Source organism: Klebsiella pneumoniae (genome assembly GCF_000742135.1).
Lineage (GTDB): Bacteria > Pseudomonadota > Gammaproteobacteria > Enterobacterales > Enterobacteriaceae > Klebsiella > Klebsiella pneumoniae.
Map to the genome: position 1 here is coordinate 1,598,495 of NZ_KN046818.1, position 19,077 is coordinate 1,617,571.

Consider the following 19,077-nt stretch of genomic DNA (forward strand, 5'->3'; position numbering starts at 1 on the left):
ATCCAGGAGAGTTCATGTACTACCCCTTCGTTCGTAAAGCCCTTTTTCAGCTCGATCCTGAGCGCGCTCATGAAGTTACCTTTCAACAATTACGCCGTGTCACCGGGACGCCGCTGGAAATGCTGGTTCGCCAGAAGGTACCGGCCAGGCCTGTCACCTGCATGGGGCTAACCTTTAAAAACCCGCTGGGTCTGGCGGCCGGGCTGGATAAAAATGGGGAATGCATTGACGCGCTGGGCGCGATGGGGTTTGGTTCGATTGAGATCGGCACCGTGACGCCGCGTCCGCAGCCGGGCAACGATAAGCCAAGGATCTTCCGTCTGGTTGATGCCGAGGGATTGATCAACCGCATGGGCTTTAATAACCATGGCGTCGATAACCTGGTTGAGAACGTGAAAAAGGCGCATTTTGACGGCGTGCTGGGTATCAATATCGGCAAAAATAAAGATACGCCGGTTGAGCACGGGAAAGATGATTACCTGATTTGTATGGAAAAAGTCTATCCGTACGCCGGGTATATCGCCATTAATATCTCCTCGCCGAATACCCCAGGGCTGCGCACGCTGCAATACGGCGAAGCGCTGGATGATTTACTCTCCGGTATTAAAAATAAGCAGCTCGAGCTGCAGCAGAAGCATCAAAAATATGTCCCGGTCGCCGTAAAGATCGCGCCGGATCATTTGCCTGAGGAATTGATCCAGGTTGCCGATAGCCTCGTGCGTCATAATATTGATGGCGTGATTGCAACCAATACCACCCTCGATCGTTCCCTGGTTCAGGGAATGAAACATTGCGATGAGACCGGCGGGCTTAGCGGTCGTCCATTACAATTAAAAAGCACTGAAATTATCCGTATGCTCTCCGCTGAGCTGAATGGCCGTTTGCCTATCATCGGCGTGGGCGGCATTGATTCGGTGATTGCCGCGCGGGAAAAGATTGCCGCCGGGGCATCGCTGGTGCAGATCTATTCTGGATTTATTTTTAAAGGTCCGCCGCTGATTAAAGAAATTGTTACCCACATCTAATCTTTTCCTCCTCTGAATCCCACCCAGGGCTTTATTTCCGGCCCTGGTTGTTTTATATTCCCTCACTGTTGCTTATTTAAACATTTTAGACTTTTCTTAATTTTAGAAAATATTCTGCGGTAAGTCGCAACAACTTTGCAGAGGCGTATGAAAGGGGACAGGGGGAAAAATGCGGATTAAACCTGACGATAACTGGCGTTGGTATTACGATGAAGAGCACGACCGCATGATGCTCGATCTGGCCAATGGCATGTTATTTCGCTCGTGCTTCGCCCGGCGCATGCTGACTCCGGATGCCTTTGCCCCTTCGGGATTTTGCGTTGATGACGCCGCGCTCTATTTCTCTTTTGAAGAAAAATGTCGCGATCTCGAGCTATCGAAAGAGCAGCGGGCGGAATTAGTCCTTAACGCGCTCACCGCCATCCGTTTTCTCAAACCGCAGATGCCGAAAAGCTGGCACTTTATCGCCCATACCCATCACTGGCAGCCGAGCGGCGGCGACGCCGCCTGCGTTTGGCTGAGCGATACCGGCGAGCAGGTGAATTTACTGGTGGTGGAGCCGGGCGATAACGCCGCACTCTGTCTGTTGGCTCAGCCGGGTCTCACCCTTGCCGGCCGCGTCATGCAGCTGGGCGATGTCATTAAAATCATGAATGACAGACTGCAGCCGGCGCAGAGCGCGGTCAGCTACAGTCTGGGGCAGGCGGTTTAAGGCGCCAGGCGTAGCGCTGTTTTCGGTACACAGCTGCAGGCGAGAATAGTGCCATCCCCGGCAACCGCGTTTTTCTTTAACGGACTCACTTCTCCCTCTTCCAGCCGGATGCGGCAGCTGCCGCAGATCCCCGCCCGACACGAATAGGGTACGCGAATGCCCTGTTGTTCCAGTTGCTCCAGCAGCACCTGCTGGTTATTGCCGGTAAACTGTTGACCCTGCCATTCGATGGCAACCGTAGCCTGCAGCTGCGCCTCGGGAGCCGGGGTATCGTCGCTTTCACCTGCCCCGTAGGCTTTCGCCGGGCCGCGGGTAAGGATTTCCACTTCATCACCCACCCGGATCACCCCGCTGTTGCGGGCAATCAGGTTCTGGCCAAAATCGACATCGCCATTGTCCAGCGCGGTACGAAAACGCTTTAAGGTTTCCAGCGGCTCCCCGGCGGGATGCTTCTGACCGCGCTCCGGGCTGACGGTGGTAAAAATGCAGCGGCTGCACGGCTTAGCGACATCAAACACCACCTCGCCGATGCGGATCACTTTCCAGCTATCTTCATCCCAGGCCGCCGCGCCGGTGACCACAAGGTTAGGGCGAAACTGTTCTATGCTTACGCTGGCCGGGCAGCGCTGTTGCAGATCGCGCAGGGAGGCCTCGTTAGCCAGCAGGTAAGGGTAGCCGTCGGCGAAGGAGAGCGGCACCGCATCATGGCGCTTTACCCGGCGGGTTAGCTGCGGCCCCAGCCAGCGCAGCTGGACATCGCGCTTGAAAAAGCCGCTGAGCCACTGGTTAACGGCGGCGGGCGCGATGAGGGCGGTAAAATGGTTGCCCCAGACTTCGGTCGGCTCGGCCTGCGTGGCGAAATCGCTAAAACGCACCACGGCGCTGCTGCCGTCCGGTGCGGTCAGGTGAAGGCCATCATGCAGCGGCGCCGGAATAAATTTCACCATTTGCGGAAACTGGCGAGCGGTAATAAAGGTCCCGTCGGTTTCGGTGACCATAAACAGACGATCGAAGGCCAGGCCGCTGATATCAGCAAAGGCGTGGGTCAGGCCTATGCCGCGCATGGATTTAACAGGATGAATAAAAAGTCGCGATAGCGTTACCATACGCTGCCTCCGGGTTCCAAAAATAAGCCTATAACTTTATGACATAGGGCACATATTGGCTATAATGCGCACCAATTTTCTTTAAGTAAAAGTGACGATATGAATTCTCTGTTTGCCAGTACGGCTCGTGGGCTGGAAGAGCTGTTAAAAACTGAACTGGAAGGGCTTGGCGCGACGGACTGCCAGGTAGTCCAGGGCGGGGTCCATTTTCAGGGGGATACGCGCCTGCTGTATCAAAGCCTGATGTGGAGCCGGCTGGCTTCGCGCATCATGCTGCCGCTGGGCGAATGTCGCGTATACAGCGATCTGGATCTGTACCTCGGCGTACAGGCCATTCCGTGGACGGAGATGTTCAACCCTGGCGCCACCTTCGCGGTGCATTTTAGCGGCCTCAATGACGAGATCCGTAACAGCCAGTACGGCGCGCTGAAGGTTAAAGACGCCATTGTCGACAGCTTCACCCGTAAGAATCTACCGCGCCCGAACGTCGATCGTGAGTCGCCCGATCTGCGGATCAACGTCTGGCTGAACAAAGAGACGGCGCACATCTCGCTGGATCTGAGCGGCGAAGGCCTGCACCTGCGCGGCTATCGCGATGGTACCGGAATGGCGCCGATCAAAGAAAACCTCGCGGCGGCGATCGTCATGCGCTCTGGCTGGGTACCAGGTACGCCGCTGCTCGATCCGATGTGCGGCTCCGGTACCCTGCTGATTGAAGCGGCGATGCTGGCGACCGACCGCGCGCCGGGCCTGCACCGCGGCCACTGGGGCTTTGGCGGCTGGGCGCAGCACGATGACGCCATCTGGAAAGAGGTGAAGGCGGAAGCGCAAACCCGCGCTCGTCAGGGATTGGCAGCGTATGAGTCACGCTTCTACGGCTCAGACGTCGACGCGCGCGTAATCGAGCGCGCGCGCCGCAACGCCCGCCGCGCCGGCATTGGCGAGCTGATCGATTTTGACGTGAAAGACGTCGCCCAACTGAACAACCCGCTGCCGAAAGGCCCGTACGGGACGGTGATCAGTAACCCGCCGTACGGCGAACGTCTGGAAAGCGAGCCAGCGCTGATCGCTCTGCACAGCCTGCTTGGCCGGATAATGAAAAGTCAGTTCGGCGGCTGGAACCTGTCGGTATTCAGCGCTTCGCCGGAGCTGCTGAGTTGCCTGCAGCTGCGTGCCGACAAGCAGTTTAAAGCCAAGAACGGCCCGCTGGACTGCGTGCAGAAGAATTATCACCTGGCGGAGAGCGAAGGCGGCAAGCCGGCGATGCTGGCGGAGGATTTTGCTAACCGTCTGCGTAAAAACCTGAAGAAGTTTGAAAAATGGGCCCGCCAGGAAGGAATCGAATGCTATCGCCTGTACGATGCTGATCTACCGGAATACAACGTGGCCATTGACCGCTATGCCGACTGGGTGGTGGTCCAGGAGTATGCCCCGCCGAAAACCGTCGACGCGCATAAGGCGCGCCAGCGTCTGTTCGACATCATCGCTGCGACTATCGCCGTACTGGACATGGCGCCTAACAAGCTGGTGCTGAAAACCCGTGAACGGCAGAAGGGGAAAAACCAGTATCAGAAGATGGCGGAGAAGGGCGACTTTATTGAGGTACAGGAGTATAACGCGCGCCTGTGGGTCAACCTCACCGACTACCTGGATACCGGTCTGTTCCTCGACCACCGTATCGCCCGTCGCATGCTTGGCCAGATGAGTAAAGGTAAGGACTTCCTGAACCTGTTCTCCTATACCGGCAGCGCCAGCGTCCACGCAGGCCTCGGCGGTGCGCGATCCACCACCACGGTGGATATGTCACGCACCTACCTGGAGTGGGCGGAACGCAACCTGCGTCTCAATGGCCTGACCGGCCGCGCGCATCGCCTGATGCAAGCGGACGTGCTGGGTTGGCTGCGGGAGAGCACCGAACAGTTCGATCTGATCTTTATCGATCCACCGACCTTTTCCAACTCCAAACGAATGGAAGATGCGTTTGACGTCCAGCGCGATCACATTCGCCTGATGACCGATCTAAAACGTCTGCTGCGTAAAGGCGGCACCATTATGTTCTCGAATAACAAACGCGGTTTCCGTATGGATCATGACGGGCTGGCGGCGCTTGGCCTGAAGGCGCAAGAGATTTCGCAAAAAACGCTGTCGCAGGATTTTGCCCGCAACCGTCAGATCCACAACTGCTGGCTGATTACCGCAGCCTGAAAGGAATAAATAATGTCACTGATTAGTATGCACGGCGCCTGGCTTTCCTTCAGCGATGCGCCGCTGCTGGATAATGCCGAGCTGCATATTGAAGATAACGAACGCGTCTGCCTCGTCGGACGCAACGGCGCCGGTAAATCTACCCTGATGAAGATCCTCAACCGCGAACAGGGGCTGGATGACGGACGCATCATTTATGAACAGGACCTGATCGTGGCGCGTCTGCAGCAGGATCCGCCGCGGAACGTTGCTGGTACGGTATACGATTTTGTCGCCGAAGGGATCGCCGAGCAGGCGGCTTATCTGAAAGCCTACCATGACGTGTCGCATCAGGTGATGACCGATCCGAGCGACAAAAATTTAAATGAACTGGCGCGCCTGCAGGAGCAGCTCGATAACCTGGGACTATGGCAGCTGGACAGCCGCATTAACGAAGTGATTGAGCAGCTGGGCCTTGACGCCAATGCGCAGCTGGCGTCGCTGTCCGGCGGCTGGCTACGTAAAGCGGCGCTGGGCCGCGCCCTGGTCAGTGGGCCGCGCGTGCTGCTGCTGGATGAGCCCACTAACCACCTCGATATCGAAACCATCGACTGGCTGGAAGGGTTCCTGAAAACCTTTAAAGGCACGATTATCTTTATTTCGCATGACCGTTCCTTTATCCGCAATATGGCGACGCGCATTGTCGACCTCGATCGTGGCAAGCTGGTGACCTATCCGGGAAATTACGATCAGTATCTCCTCGATAAAGAAGAAGCCCTGCGGGTCGAAGAACTGCAGAATGCGGAATTTGACCGCAAGCTGGCCCAGGAAGAGGTGTGGATCCGTCAGGGTATCAAAGCGCGCCGGACCCGTAACGAAGGCCGAGTCCGCGCGCTGAAGGCGATGCGCCGCGAGCGCGGTGAGCGTCGGGAAGTGATGGGCAGCGCGAAGATGCAGGTTGAGGAGGCTTCCCGTTCCGGCAAAATCGTCTTTGAGATGGAAAACGTCAACTATCAGGTTGACGGCAAAGTGCTGGTGAAGGATTTCTCCGCACAGATCCAGCGCGGCGACAAGATCGCCCTGATCGGCCCCAACGGCTGCGGGAAAACCACGTTGCTGAAGCTGATGCTCGGCCAGCTGCAGGCCGACAGCGGGCGGATCCATGTTGGCACCAAGCTGGAGGTCGCCTACTTCGACCAGCACCGCGCGGAGTTGGATCCGGATAAAACGGTGATGGACAACCTGGCGGAAGGCAAACAGGAGGTAATGGTTAACGGTAAACCACGCCATGTGCTGGGTTATCTACAGGACTTCCTGTTCCATCCAAAACGAGCGATGACCCCGGTACGTGCGCTTTCCGGAGGGGAACGTAACCGCCTGCTGCTGGCCCGGCTGTTCCTGAAACCCAGCAATCTGCTGATCCTTGATGAACCGACTAACGACCTCGATGTTGAAACGCTGGAGCTGCTGGAAGAGCTGATCGATGGCTATCAGGGGACCGTGATGCTGGTGAGCCACGATCGTCAGTTTGTCGACAATACCGTGACCGAGTGCTGGATCTTCGAAGGCGGCGGTCGTATTGGCCAGTACGTCGGCGGCTATCACGACGCCCGCGGTCAGCAGGCCCAGTCTTTGGCGCAAAAGCAGACGGTCGTTAAAAAAACGACGGAAGTCGCTCAGCCAAAAGCAGAAACTGTCAAACGCGGCGGGAACAAACTAAGCTATAACCTGCAGCGCGAGCTGGAACAACTACCGCAGAAGCTGGAGGCTCTCGAGGCCGAACTGCAGACGCTGCAGGATCAGGTTGCCGATCCCGATTTCTTCGGGCAACCGCACGATCGCACGCAGCAGGTGCTGGCGCAGCTGGCCGAAGCGGAGCAGGCGCTGGAAGCGGCCTTTGAACGCTGGGAATATCTCGAAGGATTAAAGAACGGCGCCTGAGCCGAGGAGTTGTCATGTGCGATCATCATCATGCTGCGCGACATATTCTATGTCCCCAATGTGATTTGCTGGTGGCTTTGCCGCAGCTTGAGCATCGCCAGAAAGCCGCCTGCCCGCGCTGCGGTACAACGTTAACCACCACGTGGGACGCGCCTCGCCAGCGTCCCACGGCGTATGCGCTGGTCGCGCTGTTTATGCTGCTGCTGGCCAACCTGTTCCCTTTTATCTATATGAAAGTGGGCGGCATCAGTAGCGAAATAGAGCTGCTGGAAATTCCCAACGTACTGTTTACCGAGGATTACGCCAGTCTCGGGACTTTCTTTTTACTCTTTGTTCAATTAGTGCCGGCGTTTTGCCTGGTCACCATTTTGCTGCTGGTTAATCGGGTCAGAATGCCTGCCGGCCTGAAGACGTTCCTTGCGCGAATTCTCTTTCAACTGAAAACCTGGGGCATGGCGGAGATCTTTCTTGCCGGCGTACTGGTGAGCTTCGTCAAGCTGATGGCCTACGGTGATATCGGCATCGGTCTGAGCTTTGTTCCCTGGTGTATGTTTTGCCTGCTGCAGTTACGTACTTTTCAGTGCGTCGACCGCCGCTGGCTATGGGATGATATTGCCCCCATGCCGGCCATTACCCAGCCGCTGAAGGTCGGGGTGACCGGTATCCGTCAGGGGCTGCGCTCCTGTGCCTGCTGTACGGCGGTGTTGCCGGTCGATCAGACCGTCTGCCCGCGCTGTAACAGTAAAGGAACGGCGCGGCGCAAAAATAGCCTGCAGTGGACGCTGGCGCTGCTGGTGACGTCATTTATCCTTTATCTCCCTGCCAACATTATGCCGATCATGATCACCGATCTGCTGGGCGATAAAATGCCATCGACCATTATGGCCGGGGTGATTTTACTGTGGAGCGAAGGTTCTTATCCGGTGGCGCTGGTGATCTTTATCGCCAGTATTATGGTGCCGACGCTGAAGATGATCGCTATCGCCTGGTTGTGCTGGAACGCCAACGGCAACGGCGCGCGAGATTCGGAGCGCATGCATCTGATCTATGAGGTGGTGGAATTTGTTGGCCGCTGGTCAATGATTGACGTTTTTGTCATCGCCGTGCTCTCTGCGCTGGTCCGCATGGGAGGGTTAATGAATATCTATCCAGCCATCGGCGCGGTCATGTTTGCGCTGGTGGTGGTGATGACCATGTTTTCAGCCATGACGTTTGATCCCCGTTTACTGTGGGATCGTGAGCCAGATTCAAGCCATGAGGAAATACAACAACATGGAAAATAAGAGCGGAGAAGCGAAAGTGCAGAAGGTGAAGAACTGGTCACCGGTGTGGATCTTCCCTATCGTCACTGCGCTGATCGGGGCATGGATCCTGTTTTATCATTACAGCCATCAGGGGCCTGAGGTCACGCTGATCACCACCAATGCGGAAGGGATTGAAGGGGGAAAAACCCGGATCAAGAGCCGCAGCGTAGACGTTGGGGTGGTGGAGAGCGCGACGCTGACCGACGATCTCACCCACGTGGAAATCAAAGCCCGCCTCAATTCCGGGATGCAGAAGCTGCTGCACAACGATTCCGTCTTCTGGGTGGTAAAGCCGCAGGTTGGGCGCGAGGGGATCAGCGGTCTTGGGACATTGTTGTCCGGGGCCTATATTGAACTGCAGCCGGGAACGAAAGGTTCGGTGCCAGCGCAGTATCCGCTACTGGATTCTCCGCCGCTGGCCTCGCCGGATGCCAAGGGGATCCGTATTCTGCTGGAAAGCAGCAAGGCGGGCCAGCTGTCGCCGGGCGATCCGGTGTTGTTCCGCGGCTATCGCGTGGGGTCAGTGGAAACCAGCACCTTCGACACGCAGAAACGTCGTATAACTTACCAGCTGTTCATCAATGCGCCGAACGATCGCCTGGTGACCACCAACGTTCGTTTCTGGAAGGACAGCGGGATCGCTGTAGATTTGACCTCGGCGGGGATGCGCGTCGAGATGGGCTCGCTGTCGACGCTGTTTGGCGGCGGGGTGAGCTTCGATATTCCTGAAGGACTGGACCTCGGCGAGCCGGTGGCGAATAAAACGGAATACCATCTGTTTGACGATCAGAAGAGCATCCAGGATTCAGTCTTTACCGAGCATATCGATTACGTCATGTTCTTCAAAGACTCGGTTCGCGGCCTGCAGCCGGGCGCGCCGGTGGAGTTCCGCGGTATCCGTCTGGGCACCGTCGGCAAAGTGCCGTTCTTTATTCCGGGGCTGAAGCAGCGTTTGAACGATGACTATCGTATTCCAGTGGAAGTGCGGGTTGAACCGCAACGGCTGATTAATCAGCTTGGCGGCGATCCGAATATTCGCGCCCACATTGACGATCTGATCAACCGCGGACTGCGCGGCTCGCTGAAAACCGGTAACCTTGTGACCGGCGCGCTGTATATCGATCTCGACTTCTATCCGAAGGCGCCCCCGCGCGGGAAAATACAGGAGTTTAACGGCTATCCGATTATCCCGACCATCAGCGGTGGACTGGCACAGATCCAGCAGCGTCTGATGGATGCGCTGGATAAGATTAATAACCTGCCGATTAATCCGCTGCTGGAGCAGGCGACCAGCACCCTGGCGCAGAGCGAGAAGACGATGCAGCACGTGCAGACCACGCTGGATAATCTGAATAAGATCACCTCCAGCCAGTCAATGCAGCAGCTGCCCGCCGATATGCAGACGACGCTGCGTGAACTGAACCGTAGCATGCAGGGCTTCCAGCCGGGCTCTGCGGCCTACAATAAGATGGTGGCCGATATGCAGCGTCTGGATCAGGTGCTGCGTGAGCTGCAGCCGGTTCTGAAAACGCTAAATGATAAGAGCAATGCGCTGGTATTTGAGGCGAAGGATAAAAAAGATCCACAGCCGAAGGGAGCGAAATAATGAAAAAATGGTTACTGGCGGCAGCCGTATGCGTACTGACGGCGTGCAGTAGCGGCGGGGAAAGCAAGACATACTATCAGCTACCGGTTGTGCAGGGCGGCGCGCAGAGCGCCGCCAGTCAGGGGGCACGTCTGCTGTGGGTAGAGCAGGTCAGCATCCCGGATTATCTGGCGGGTAACGGGGTGGTCTATCAGACCACCGACGTGCAGTATGTGATCGCCAATAATAATCTGTGGGCCAGTCCGCTGGATCAGCAGCTGCGCACTACGCTGGTGGCAAATCTCAGCCAGCAGTTGCCCGGCTGGGTAGTGTCGTCCCAGCCGCTGGGGAGCGAGCAGGATACCCTCAACGTTGCGGTCAATGGCTTTCATGGTCGCTATGACGGGCGGGTTATCGTTAGCGGTGAGTGGCTGCTGAAGCATCAGGGACAGCTGATTAAGCGCCCGTTTAACATCGTCCTCAGGCAGGAACAGGATGGTTATGACGCGATGGTCAAGACCCTGGCGCAGGCGTGGAGCCAAGAGGCGGCTGCTATTGCCAGCGAGCTTAATCGTCTGCCATAAGTAAAATTCATCATAATGATCTGCCGCGCGGTTCACCTGGGCCGCGCGGCATTTTTTTTGCCAGGTCAGTTTGTTACCGGCGGCTGCGCCGAGCGAACAAAAAATGAACTCTTATATAGGTCACAAATATGACACTGGCGTGAATTTTGCGCATTGACGTTGCCTTCTTTTCGCGGTATTCGTAACCCGTGGCTGCACAATTTGCGACCACTGTTTTCTTTTCCACCAGATCAAAGAATGAGGGAAACGAGGCATGAAGAGACAAAAACGAGATCGCCTGGAACGGGCACACCAACGCGGATATCAGGCGGGTATCGCGGGAAGATCGAAAGAAATGTGTCCATACCAGAGCCTGAATCAACGCTCATGGTGGCTGGGAGGCTGGCGAGAAGCCATGGAGGACAGGGTACTAACGGCCTGACACTGTCTCTTTAAAAAAGAAGCCTCCGCATAGCGGGGGCTTCGCCTTTTAATCGCTGCTGAATGTTATCAGAAAGCGGAAGTATCCTGGAACAGACCCACTTTCAGATCGTTCGCGGTGTAGATCAGACGATCGTCAACCAGCACTTCACCATCTGCAAGTCCCATAATCAGACGACGGTTAACAATGCGCTTGAAGTGGATGCGGTAGGTGACTTTTTTCGCGGTCGGCAGAACCTGACCGGTGAATTTCACTTCGCCAACGCCCAGCGCGCGGCCTTTGCCTTCGCCGCCCAGCCAGCCAAGATAGAACCCGACCAGCTGCCACATAGCATCCAGGCCCAGGCAGCCCGGCATCACCGGATCGCCGATAAAGTGGCAACCGAAGAACCACAGGTCAGGATTGATGTCGAGTTCTGCCTCAACATAACCTTTATCGTAGTTACCACCGGTTTCGGTCATTTTGATGACGCGGTCCATCATCAGCATGTTTGGTGCCGGTAACTGCGGGCCTTTCGCGCCGAACAGTTCACCACGACCAGAGGCAAGAAGATCTTCTTTTGTATAGGATTCGCGTTTATCTACCATGTTTTCAGTAAGCCTTATTTTAAGTTCGGGACGCAGGATAGCTAACACGTGTAAGCTGAACAAGTCCGATCAGTTAGAACTTGTCCCACCTAACCAGCGTAGCGGCCACGGAAAACGATGGCGAGTCTCTTGCTGGGTCGCCTGCGCTATCCGCTCCTGAATGGTTTGTCGCAGCGTCTGTCCTTCACCGTCCCACATCAGCTGGGTCAACATCGGCAGCGCTTCGGTAATATCGTCAATGGCCCAGATAGCAAACTGGTTGTCGGCAACGGCCTGACGTAGCTCGTGGCTCAGGCTGAGATGACGAACGTTGGCGGCAGGGATAATCACTCCCTGTTTGCCGGTTAAACCGCGCTGCTGACAGATAGTGAAGAAGCCTTCAATTTTCTCGTTCAGGCCGCCGACCGGCTGCACGCGACCAAACTGGTCGACGGAGCCGGTGATCGCGATGCTCTGATTTATCGGTACGTTGGCCAGGGCGCTGATTAAGGCGCAGAGTTCCGCCATGGAGGCGCTGTCGCCATCCACTTCACTGTAGGACTGCTCAAAGGTCAGCGAAGCAGTGAAGGGAAGCTGCTGCTCCAGCTCCAGCTCGGACATCAGAAAAGCCTGCATGATCATCATGCCTTTCGCATGAATGTTACCGCCCAGCTCGGCTTTACGTTCGACGTCGATAAATTCGCCATCGCCAATGTGCACGACGCAGCTGATGCGCGAAGGTTCACCGAACGCGCGTGGATGACCGGGGAATTCGATCACCGAGAGGGCGTTGATCTGCCCGACGCATTCGCCTTCGGTTTCAATCAGGATCTGTTCCTGCAGGATTTCATCCTGCATACGCTCCGCCAGGTAGCCTTCACGCCATACCCGGCGCGCCAGCATGGTCTGCATCGCTTCGCCGGTAATCTCCTCTCCTTCGCAGAAGGCGGCAGCCTCCCGCAGCTGGCGGGTTATCCATAGCGGACTGAGCGGCAGGGTCTCCTGGTCGCCGGTATAGCGCGTTCCCTCATCGATCAGCAGAGGCCAGGCATCGGCTGCCGGGCCCGGCAGCTCCAGCTGCTGCGCATTCTGCCATACCCACTGGCACCAGGCCTTTAGCGTGTCGGCGTCCGCAAACTGCAGAGTGTCTTCATACTCGCTATAGATCGCCTGCGCAGCCAGCTCCGGCTCCATTTCCTGGAAATCGGCCAGCGATTCGCGTTCGCCCACGAGGATGATTTTCAGACTCAGCGGCATGGAGGGAATGCTGACCGGCAGCGGACGCGATTCATCCATAGAAAGCCAGTCAAAGCGCTGACGAGTCACCATATTTTTCAGACGCACCCACAGCAGCGGTTGCGCCAGCAGTGTACGTAGCGAAAGCACAAGCACGCCGCCGTTGGCCTGATGGACCAGCCCAGGCTGGAGGGTGATTGCACCGTTAAACTGGCGTACGCAGCCAAACAGCTGTTCCGCTTCTACCCAATCGGCCATCACGACCGGGGCAGTGCTGGCGAAATTATCCTCAGCGCCCTGCGCCGGTGCGAGCGTCACCTGAGCGTCGGTTACCTCATAGCGGACGCCGTAAAGCGGTGCGGCAGGCTCGTGCAGAGTCCGGGTTTCAGCCGCCAGCCATTGCAGATATTCCGGCTCTTCAGGGGCTTTCACCAGCATGAAGGAGGAGACTGCCGGCGTGTACAGCAGCTGCTCAAGCCCATAGAACAAACGCGGCTGCAGATCGCCCGAGAGGGAGGGGGCCGGATGGGAAAGTTCAGCTTGAGCAAACAGCGCCTGGTAAGCTTCCAGATCAGGCGCAAGGTCGGTTCGGGTCAGTTTCGTAATGGTCAAAGTCGCTGTTTTTTAGTTAGATGTAAAGCGCGCAATTATACCTGATGCCGCGACCGAGCACACGGAGGATTATGGTTACCCTGATGATTACCCGGTCGCAGACTTCACGAATAATGATTTATATTCAGCACATCAGAAAAAAACTGATATCCTGAAATGAGTTACACGGTCACATTGAGATCGCAATGAAATATCAACAACTGGAAAATCTTGAAAGCGGCTGGAAATGGAAATATCTGGTAAAGAAGCACCGGGAAGGTGAGCTGATTACCCGCTACATTGAGGCCAGCGCTGCGCAAGCTGCGGTAGATGACTTGCTGACGCTCGAGAATGAACCTGTGCTGGTGCATGCCTGGATTGAGCAGCATATGAATCCGGCGCTGATGAACCGCATGAAGCAGACTATCCGCGCGCGACGGAAACGCCATTTTAACGCTGAGCATCAGCATACGCGTAAGAAGTCTATCGACCTTGAGTTTGTCGTTTGGCAGCGTCTTGCTGGCCTGGCGCAGCGGCGGGGCAAAACCTTGTCTGAAACCATCGTCCAGCTGATTGAAGATGCCGAGCACAAAGAGAAATATGCCAGCAAAATGTCGAGCCTGAAGCACGATCTGCAGGTACTGTTAGGGAAAGAATAGCCAGGTAGGATCGTCGACCCGCCTGCCGGTGGTTGCCCTGGCCGGGGGCTGCTTCACAGCTCTCAGCCGCTAAAGTGGGCGAGAGGGCATAAAAAAAACCCGCCGAAGCGGGTTTTTTTATCGGTTATAACTTAAGCCGCCGGCTGAGTTACAACTTCTTTGTAGCCTTTAACTTCGATCTCTACACGACGATCCGGAGCCAGGCAATCGATCAGGGCAGCGCGAGCTTTCACGTTGTCACAGGTGTTGCCAGTAACCGGGTTGGATTCACCCATGCCGCGAGCGGAGATTTTGCCAGCCGGGATGCCTTTAGCAACCAGGTAGTCAACAACGGACTGAGCACGTTTCTCAGACAGCTGCTGGTTGTAAGCTTCGGAACCGATGCGGTCGGTGTAGCCCAGAACAACAGCGGAACCGTCTTTCGGATCCATGTTGCTCAGCTGAGTGTACAGCTGATCCAGAGCCTGCTGACCTTCCGGTTTCAGGGTAGCTTTGTTGAAGTTGAACAGAACGTCAGACTTCAGGGTGAAGTGCTTGGTAGCCACTTCCGGAGCCGGAGCCGGAGCCGGAGCAACAACCGGTGCAGCATCTTCCTGACCGAAGCGGTAGGAAACGCCCAGGCTCAGCATGCCGTTATCAGGACGGGTACCCACAGTGCCCGCGTCGCCGATGTTGTTAACCCACTGGTATTCCAGACGGGTAGCGATGTCACGAGTAACAGCCCACTCTACGCCGCCAGCAAATACTGGGGAAACGCCAGTGTCGTGTTCGCTACGGGAAACGCCGGTAGAAGCGTAGTTGCCTTTGGAGTCAGCGCGCCAAACCATGCCGCCCAGACGGGTGTAGATGTCCAGATCGTCAGTGATCGGGTAACCCAGTTTAGCGGTCAGCTGAACGCCCTGAGCTTTGAAAGCACCGTTGTCAACGCTGCCTTTATATGCCATACGGCCCAGCCAGTCATAACCCATTTCGAAACCGAGGTACGGGTTAACCTGGTAACCACCGAACGCACCAGCACCAAGCTGATCGTTACGGGTCGGACCGTTGTTGTTCTGGAAACCGTTACCGTAGAAACCGGTGTCGTGATACTGGGACCAACCCAGTTTACCACCTGCATACCAGGTGTTATCTTTCGGAGCGGCCTGCGCTACGGTAGCGAAGCCAGCCAGTGCCACTGCAATCGCGATAGCTGTCTTTTTCATTTTTTGCGCCTCATTATCATCCAAAATTCGCCATGAAGTTACAAAAGACCTCACGGTTAAATCCTTCACCGGGGGCGTGACTTGTTGTTAACTATGCTGATACATGCAGCGTAAGCCGATCACCCCTGGCGATGTAAAGTCTACAACTTAGTTCGAAACTTACAAGTGTGAACTCTGTCAGGCATATGAAAAAAAAGGGTTGTGTACACAATATTTAACAAATATGGTTGATTTTCGTACACGAAAAAAAGACAGAAATCCCCGTGTGGCAGGCATTCCGCGAAAAAGACCATAAAAAACGCTGTACCTTTCCCAGCGGTAAAAAAAATTCCAGGAATAATCCTAATTTCACTCAATGATACAAATTTGAGTGAATTTTTAGCCCGCTGAGTTGTCTGCCGAGCGTGCCCTGATTTCGCACCGGGCGCATGATGAATCCCATCGCGGACCCTACCTGGGCAGCGTTAACGAGACGTTCGTGTTCGTCAGCGGTTAACTCCTCCGCCAGCCAGCAGATAACCACACTATAATTACCCGTGCGCAGGGCACGGATCATTGAGTCTATGGTATGGCTGGGAGAGAGCTGGCTAATTTGCATGACCTTGGACAGCGGCAGACCGGCGGACTGAACCCATTCGCGGCTGAGCTTTTGTTGCGGCGTGAGCCACAGCTGCCAGCGCGACTGTTGACCCAGCTGCTGTAATAAAGGTAGCAGCAATAACTGCGTCATCATGGGTTGATCTTCACGATAGACAATTTCACTGATCAGCCCATTGGTGTTCTGTTCGCCAGAACGATGAGCGTAGTGGCCTGCCGGAGCAGAAGCCTGTGCTGAACGGTTTGCGTGAGCTGAAGTAAACATAGTCTATCCCGCCTTTAGTTACTGTATGCATATACAGTATCTTCGCCAGGGGAAAAGATCAACCGCAATTTGCCATTTTGCTGCCGGGAATTTAATCGCTTCTCGTGGTTCCTTATCTGTCAAAAGAAGCCCCTGCATTATCCAATCCTTAACGCGCGCTAATGGTTTCATTTCTCCCTGTCGATTGCTGCAACGCTTGCGATTTTCTGAAAGCGTCTCGCAAAACCGCATTCTGGTGAAAAAGTCGGCGAAAATCATCTTGCTGCTGCCCGGGAAGTCCCTTATGTTTTCTCTTAGCGGATCCGTTAACAACTTAAGTTTAATTACATGATTAACAAAGGAATGATCATGAGAAAACTAGTTTGTCCGCGGCTCCCGCAATTTCAGGCCTGCGTCTCACCGCTGGGTCAACTGCATACTCGTCCGCTCTTTGGCGGCTACAGCCTGGCTATTGATGATACGGTGTTTGCGATGGTGGCCGAGGGAAACATTTATCTGAAGGCCTGCGAGCAGAGCGCTGCTTATCGGGTGGAACATCGTAATCCTCTGTTAACGCTGCGCCGACACGGCCGCATAGTGCCGCTGAAGTATTATCAAATTGACGACACTTTATGGCGCGATGAGCAGCAGCTTTTTCGGCTATCGCTACTGTCGTGGCAGAGTGCGCAGCGCGAAAAGAACTGCCGACGGGCGTCGGGCCGCCTGAAGGATTTACCCAATATCAGCTTTCATATGGAATTGCAGCTGATTCACGCGGGCATACCGGACGTTAGGACGTTGCGGGAAGTTGGTGCGCAGGAGGCATGGCTGAGGCTACGCGTAAATAATGCTTCTTTATCGCTGAGCGTATTGCTGGCGCTGGAGGGGGCGATTGCCGGGGTACATGCCGCCGCGCTCCCGACGCCACGGCGTCAGGAGCTTCTCGAATGGGCGGCTACCCGGTAGCGGAAAAGCCTTGTTATTCGGTTTGGGCGTGGACCCGTTGCTGCAGGCGGCAGATTTCAGGCAGCAGCGCCAGCAGCAGGCCAATCTGCTGTAAGACCAAGGGTTCCTTACTGTCCGCGCGCGGTTCCAGATGATGGATCCGGCTTTGCAGGCTGTTCAAAGCCTGTTGCACCCGCTGTTCATCCGCGGGGGTATGGTGCAAGGCGTCATCCACATAACAGACTGCATCATCCAGCAGGGCGAGGATTTCCGGCGTGGACAGTTTTTCCCGATGCGCGCCAAGAGCGGAGATGTAGCTGGTGAACGTGTGGTTGAGGCATAGCAGACGAAAGGCAGTTTCTCGCTGGGTGGCATCCGCGCGTGGTTCAGTCGATAAGTTAGAGACGACGGAGGCCAGCTCAGCATCACGGTTGTAGGCGTCACGACGCGCGACACGGTAGGCCAGCCGGTTGTCGCGGCCCTGATGATACTGCTCCAGAATCGCGTCCAGATAGCGGCAGTTCGCGTTCATTGCCCGGTCCAGCACCCGCGGCAGGTTGCGGAATTTCCAGTCCGGCCAGATGAAGCTGACCGCTGCCCAGGCGATGGCGCAGCCGATCAGCGTATCAATGATACGCGGCAGCGCGACTTCAAAGCCCTCGCCCAGCAGGTTAAAGCACAGCAGCACCAGCAGCGTAATAAACATCGTGGCATGGGCGTACTGCACGTTACGGAAGGCAAAAAACAGCACGCCGGTCAGGACGATCAACAGCAGTTGCCCTTCAACAGAGGGAACCAGCAGCAGGACCGGCAGGCCGATCGCCACCCCAACCAGCGTGCCGATAATCCTTAGCGCCAGGCGATGGCGGGTGGCGCTATAGTTCGGCTGACAGACGAACAGGCTGGTTAGCAGGATCCAGTAGCCATGCTGGAGCCCGGTAAACTGGATAAAGGCATAGCCGGCGCAGAGCACCAACGACATACGTACTGCGTGGCGGAAAAGGGCCGACTCTGGCGACATATTGCGCTGCAGGCGCAGCCAGATATCGCTCAGACCGCCAAGTCTGTCGTCGGCCAGCAGCGTCTCGGTATTACTCCCGGCAGGCGCGGTGGTTTGCACTGATTCAATGGTGGCCAGCTGAGCATCGATAGCGCGCAGGTTATTCAGTAAATACCCGAGGGCGTTGAGCTGCTCGTCGGATGCGCCGCCGGCGCGCACGCGCTCAAGTGCCGCATCGAGATGCATGAACGCCCGTTCAAAATGGGCATCATGCTGATAGGGTTCGCGTAACAGAATCGCCCGCGACAGTTTCTGGCAGGCCTGCGCCTGCATCGAAAGCATTCGCTGGAAACGGAACATCACATCGCTATAGCGAAATTGATCGCGTAGGGTTTGATACTGAATATGCGATGAGCTGGCGCGTTCATGAATATCCTGGGCCACAAAGTAGTACTGCAGGGTGCGGCGGGTTCCGCGCTGGCCCCGATCGCCTCGCAGTCGGGTTAGCAGCGAGACCTTGGTTTGGTTAAGCGTAGCTACCAGCTGGCCATTAGCGAGCGCCAGATCGTACAGCGGCGCCTGGCTCTCATCCTCAAGGTCAGGATCAAACAGCCGGGATTTGAGCTCAAGATAGCGGGCCAGCTGCTCATAGCTACGCGCCAGGTTGTCCTGCAATGGACGAATCGGAAAGATCAGGTGCCCGGACAGCGTCAGCAGGTTGTACCACACGGCCCCCGCCAGCAGGAACAACGGCTGCAGATACCAATGATCGTACAGCGTGACGCCGAGCATGGTGTAGATGGCGATAAGCAGGGCGCCGAAGGCAATGGTCGCATAGCGCTGACCGAGGCCGCCAAGCAAAATAAAGCCGATGGTAGACACGGTCAAACCAAGGGCAAACAGCGGCGGCCACGGAAACAGCAGCTCCACGGAGGCGGAGGCGATAAAAAAGCAAACCAGAGTAATGGCAAGATTACGCAGACGGCCGGCCAGACGGTCGTCAAGGTCGGTCAGAGCCGCAGCCACGACGCCGAGGGTGAGGGGGATGGTCAGTTTGACTTCGCCGATCCACCAGGGAAACAGCGTTGTGCCGCAGAGCGCGATAAAAATTCGTACGTTATAAAGCCAGGCGCTGTTCCAGGTGTAGCGGCGTAGCAGGGGGCTAATCATGTCCG

General features: G+C 56.1%; 16 protein-coding genes. 10 read left to right on the plus strand and 6 right to left on the minus strand.

Annotated elements, in window-relative coordinates:
• The first annotated feature begins 14 nt into the window (after window positions 1-14).
• Together pyrD and zapC are read left to right on the plus strand one after the other, a co-directional pair.
• Entirely contained in the window at window positions 15-1,025 is a 1,011-nt protein-coding gene (gene pyrD / locus DR88_RS17630; RefSeq protein ID WP_004147844.1) for a quinone-dependent dihydroorotate dehydrogenase, read from the plus strand.
• A 169-nt stretch (window positions 1,026-1,194) separates the two neighbouring features.
• Complete coding sequence (gene zapC / locus DR88_RS17625) at window positions 1,195-1,737, plus strand: cell division protein ZapC (RefSeq protein ID WP_025861643.1); 543 nt, start codon at window positions 1,195-1,197, stop codon at window positions 1,735-1,737.
• Here zapC and DR88_RS17620 read toward each other — a convergent pair.
• Window positions 1,734-2,843 (minus strand): YcbX family protein, encoded by a 1,110-nt coding sequence (locus DR88_RS17620; RefSeq protein WP_004147846.1) that lies wholly within the window; start codon window positions 2,841-2,843, stop codon window positions 1,734-1,736. The two genes, zapC and DR88_RS17620, sit on opposite strands and share 4 nt — an antisense overlap.
• Before the next feature lie 99 nt (window positions 2,844-2,942).
• Here DR88_RS17620 and rlmKL point away from each other — a divergent pair, with 99 nt between their 5' ends.
• From rlmKL to rmf, 6 genes are all read left to right on the plus strand, one after another.
• Complete coding sequence (gene rlmKL / locus DR88_RS17615; RefSeq protein WP_004147847.1) at window positions 2,943-5,048, plus strand: bifunctional 23S rRNA (guanine(2069)-N(7))-methyltransferase RlmK/23S rRNA (guanine(2445)-N(2))-methyltransferase RlmL; 2,106 nt, start codon at window positions 2,943-2,945, stop codon at window positions 5,046-5,048.
• Window positions 5,049-5,060: 12 nt separating this feature from the next.
• Window positions 5,061-6,968 (plus strand): ABC transporter ATP-binding protein, encoded by a 1,908-nt coding sequence (locus DR88_RS17610; RefSeq protein ID WP_004147848.1) that lies wholly within the window; start codon window positions 5,061-5,063, stop codon window positions 6,966-6,968.
• Window positions 6,969-6,982: 14 nt separating this feature from the next.
• A complete protein-coding gene (pqiA, locus tag DR88_RS17605) occupies window positions 6,983-8,251 on the plus strand; it encodes a membrane integrity-associated transporter subunit PqiA (RefSeq protein WP_004147849.1) in 1,269 nt (422 codons plus the stop codon).
• Complete coding sequence (gene pqiB, locus DR88_RS17600; RefSeq protein ID WP_002898390.1) at window positions 8,241-9,878, plus strand: intermembrane transport protein PqiB; 1,638 nt, start codon at window positions 8,241-8,243, stop codon at window positions 9,876-9,878. The genes pqiA and pqiB overlap by 11 nt, the downstream gene beginning before the upstream one ends.
• Entirely contained in the window at window positions 9,878-10,441 is a 564-nt protein-coding gene (pqiC, locus tag DR88_RS17595) for a membrane integrity-associated transporter subunit PqiC (protein ID WP_002898392.1), read from the plus strand. The genes pqiB and pqiC overlap by 1 nt, the downstream gene beginning before the upstream one ends.
• A 253-nt stretch (window positions 10,442-10,694) precedes the next feature.
• Window positions 10,695-10,862, plus strand: a complete 168-nt coding sequence (gene rmf, locus DR88_RS0125380; protein ID WP_002898396.1) for a ribosome modulation factor — start codon at window positions 10,695-10,697, stop codon at window positions 10,860-10,862.
• 68 nt (window positions 10,863-10,930) lie between these two features.
• Here the strand turns inward: rmf and fabA are convergent, their stop codons facing one another.
• A complete protein-coding gene (fabA, locus tag DR88_RS17590; RefSeq protein WP_002898398.1) occupies window positions 10,931-11,449 on the minus strand; it encodes a bifunctional 3-hydroxydecanoyl-ACP dehydratase/trans-2-decenoyl-ACP isomerase in 519 nt (172 codons plus the stop codon).
• 69 nt (window positions 11,450-11,518) lie between these two features.
• Complete coding sequence (locus DR88_RS17585; protein ID WP_004147851.1) at window positions 11,519-13,276, minus strand: AAA family ATPase; 1,758 nt, start codon at window positions 13,274-13,276, stop codon at window positions 11,519-11,521.
• 185 nt (window positions 13,277-13,461) lie between these two features.
• Between DR88_RS17585 and matP the strand changes: the two genes are divergently transcribed.
• Window positions 13,462-13,914, plus strand: coding sequence for a macrodomain Ter protein MatP (matP, locus tag DR88_RS17580; protein ID WP_002898404.1), 453 nt, complete (start codon window positions 13,462-13,464; stop codon window positions 13,912-13,914).
• Between the two features lie 131 nt (window positions 13,915-14,045).
• Here the strand turns inward: matP and ompA are convergent, their stop codons facing one another.
• Both ompA and sulA read right to left on the minus strand, forming a co-directional pair.
• Window positions 14,046-15,116 (minus strand): porin OmpA, encoded by a 1,071-nt coding sequence (ompA, locus tag DR88_RS17575; protein WP_002898408.1) that lies wholly within the window; start codon window positions 15,114-15,116, stop codon window positions 14,046-14,048.
• Window positions 15,117-15,468: 352 nt separating this feature from the next.
• Window positions 15,469-15,978, minus strand: coding sequence for an SOS-induced cell division inhibitor SulA (gene sulA, locus DR88_RS17570; RefSeq protein WP_002898418.1), 510 nt, complete (start codon window positions 15,976-15,978; stop codon window positions 15,469-15,471).
• Window positions 15,979-16,326: 348 nt separating this feature from the next.
• Between sulA and DR88_RS17565 the strand changes: the two genes are divergently transcribed.
• The gene (locus DR88_RS17565) at window positions 16,327-16,923 is read left to right on the plus strand and encodes a TfoX/Sxy family DNA transformation protein (protein WP_004179217.1); all 597 of its coding nucleotides are present in this window, start codon (window positions 16,327-16,329) and stop codon (window positions 16,921-16,923) included.
• Window positions 16,924-16,936: 13 nt separating this feature from the next.
• Here DR88_RS17565 and yccS read toward each other — a convergent pair whose 3' ends face one another.
• Window positions 16,937-19,072 (minus strand): YccS family putative transporter, encoded by a 2,136-nt coding sequence (yccS, locus tag DR88_RS17560; protein WP_004147856.1) that lies wholly within the window; start codon window positions 19,070-19,072, stop codon window positions 16,937-16,939.
• Window positions 19,073-19,077: the final 5 nt, after the last annotated feature.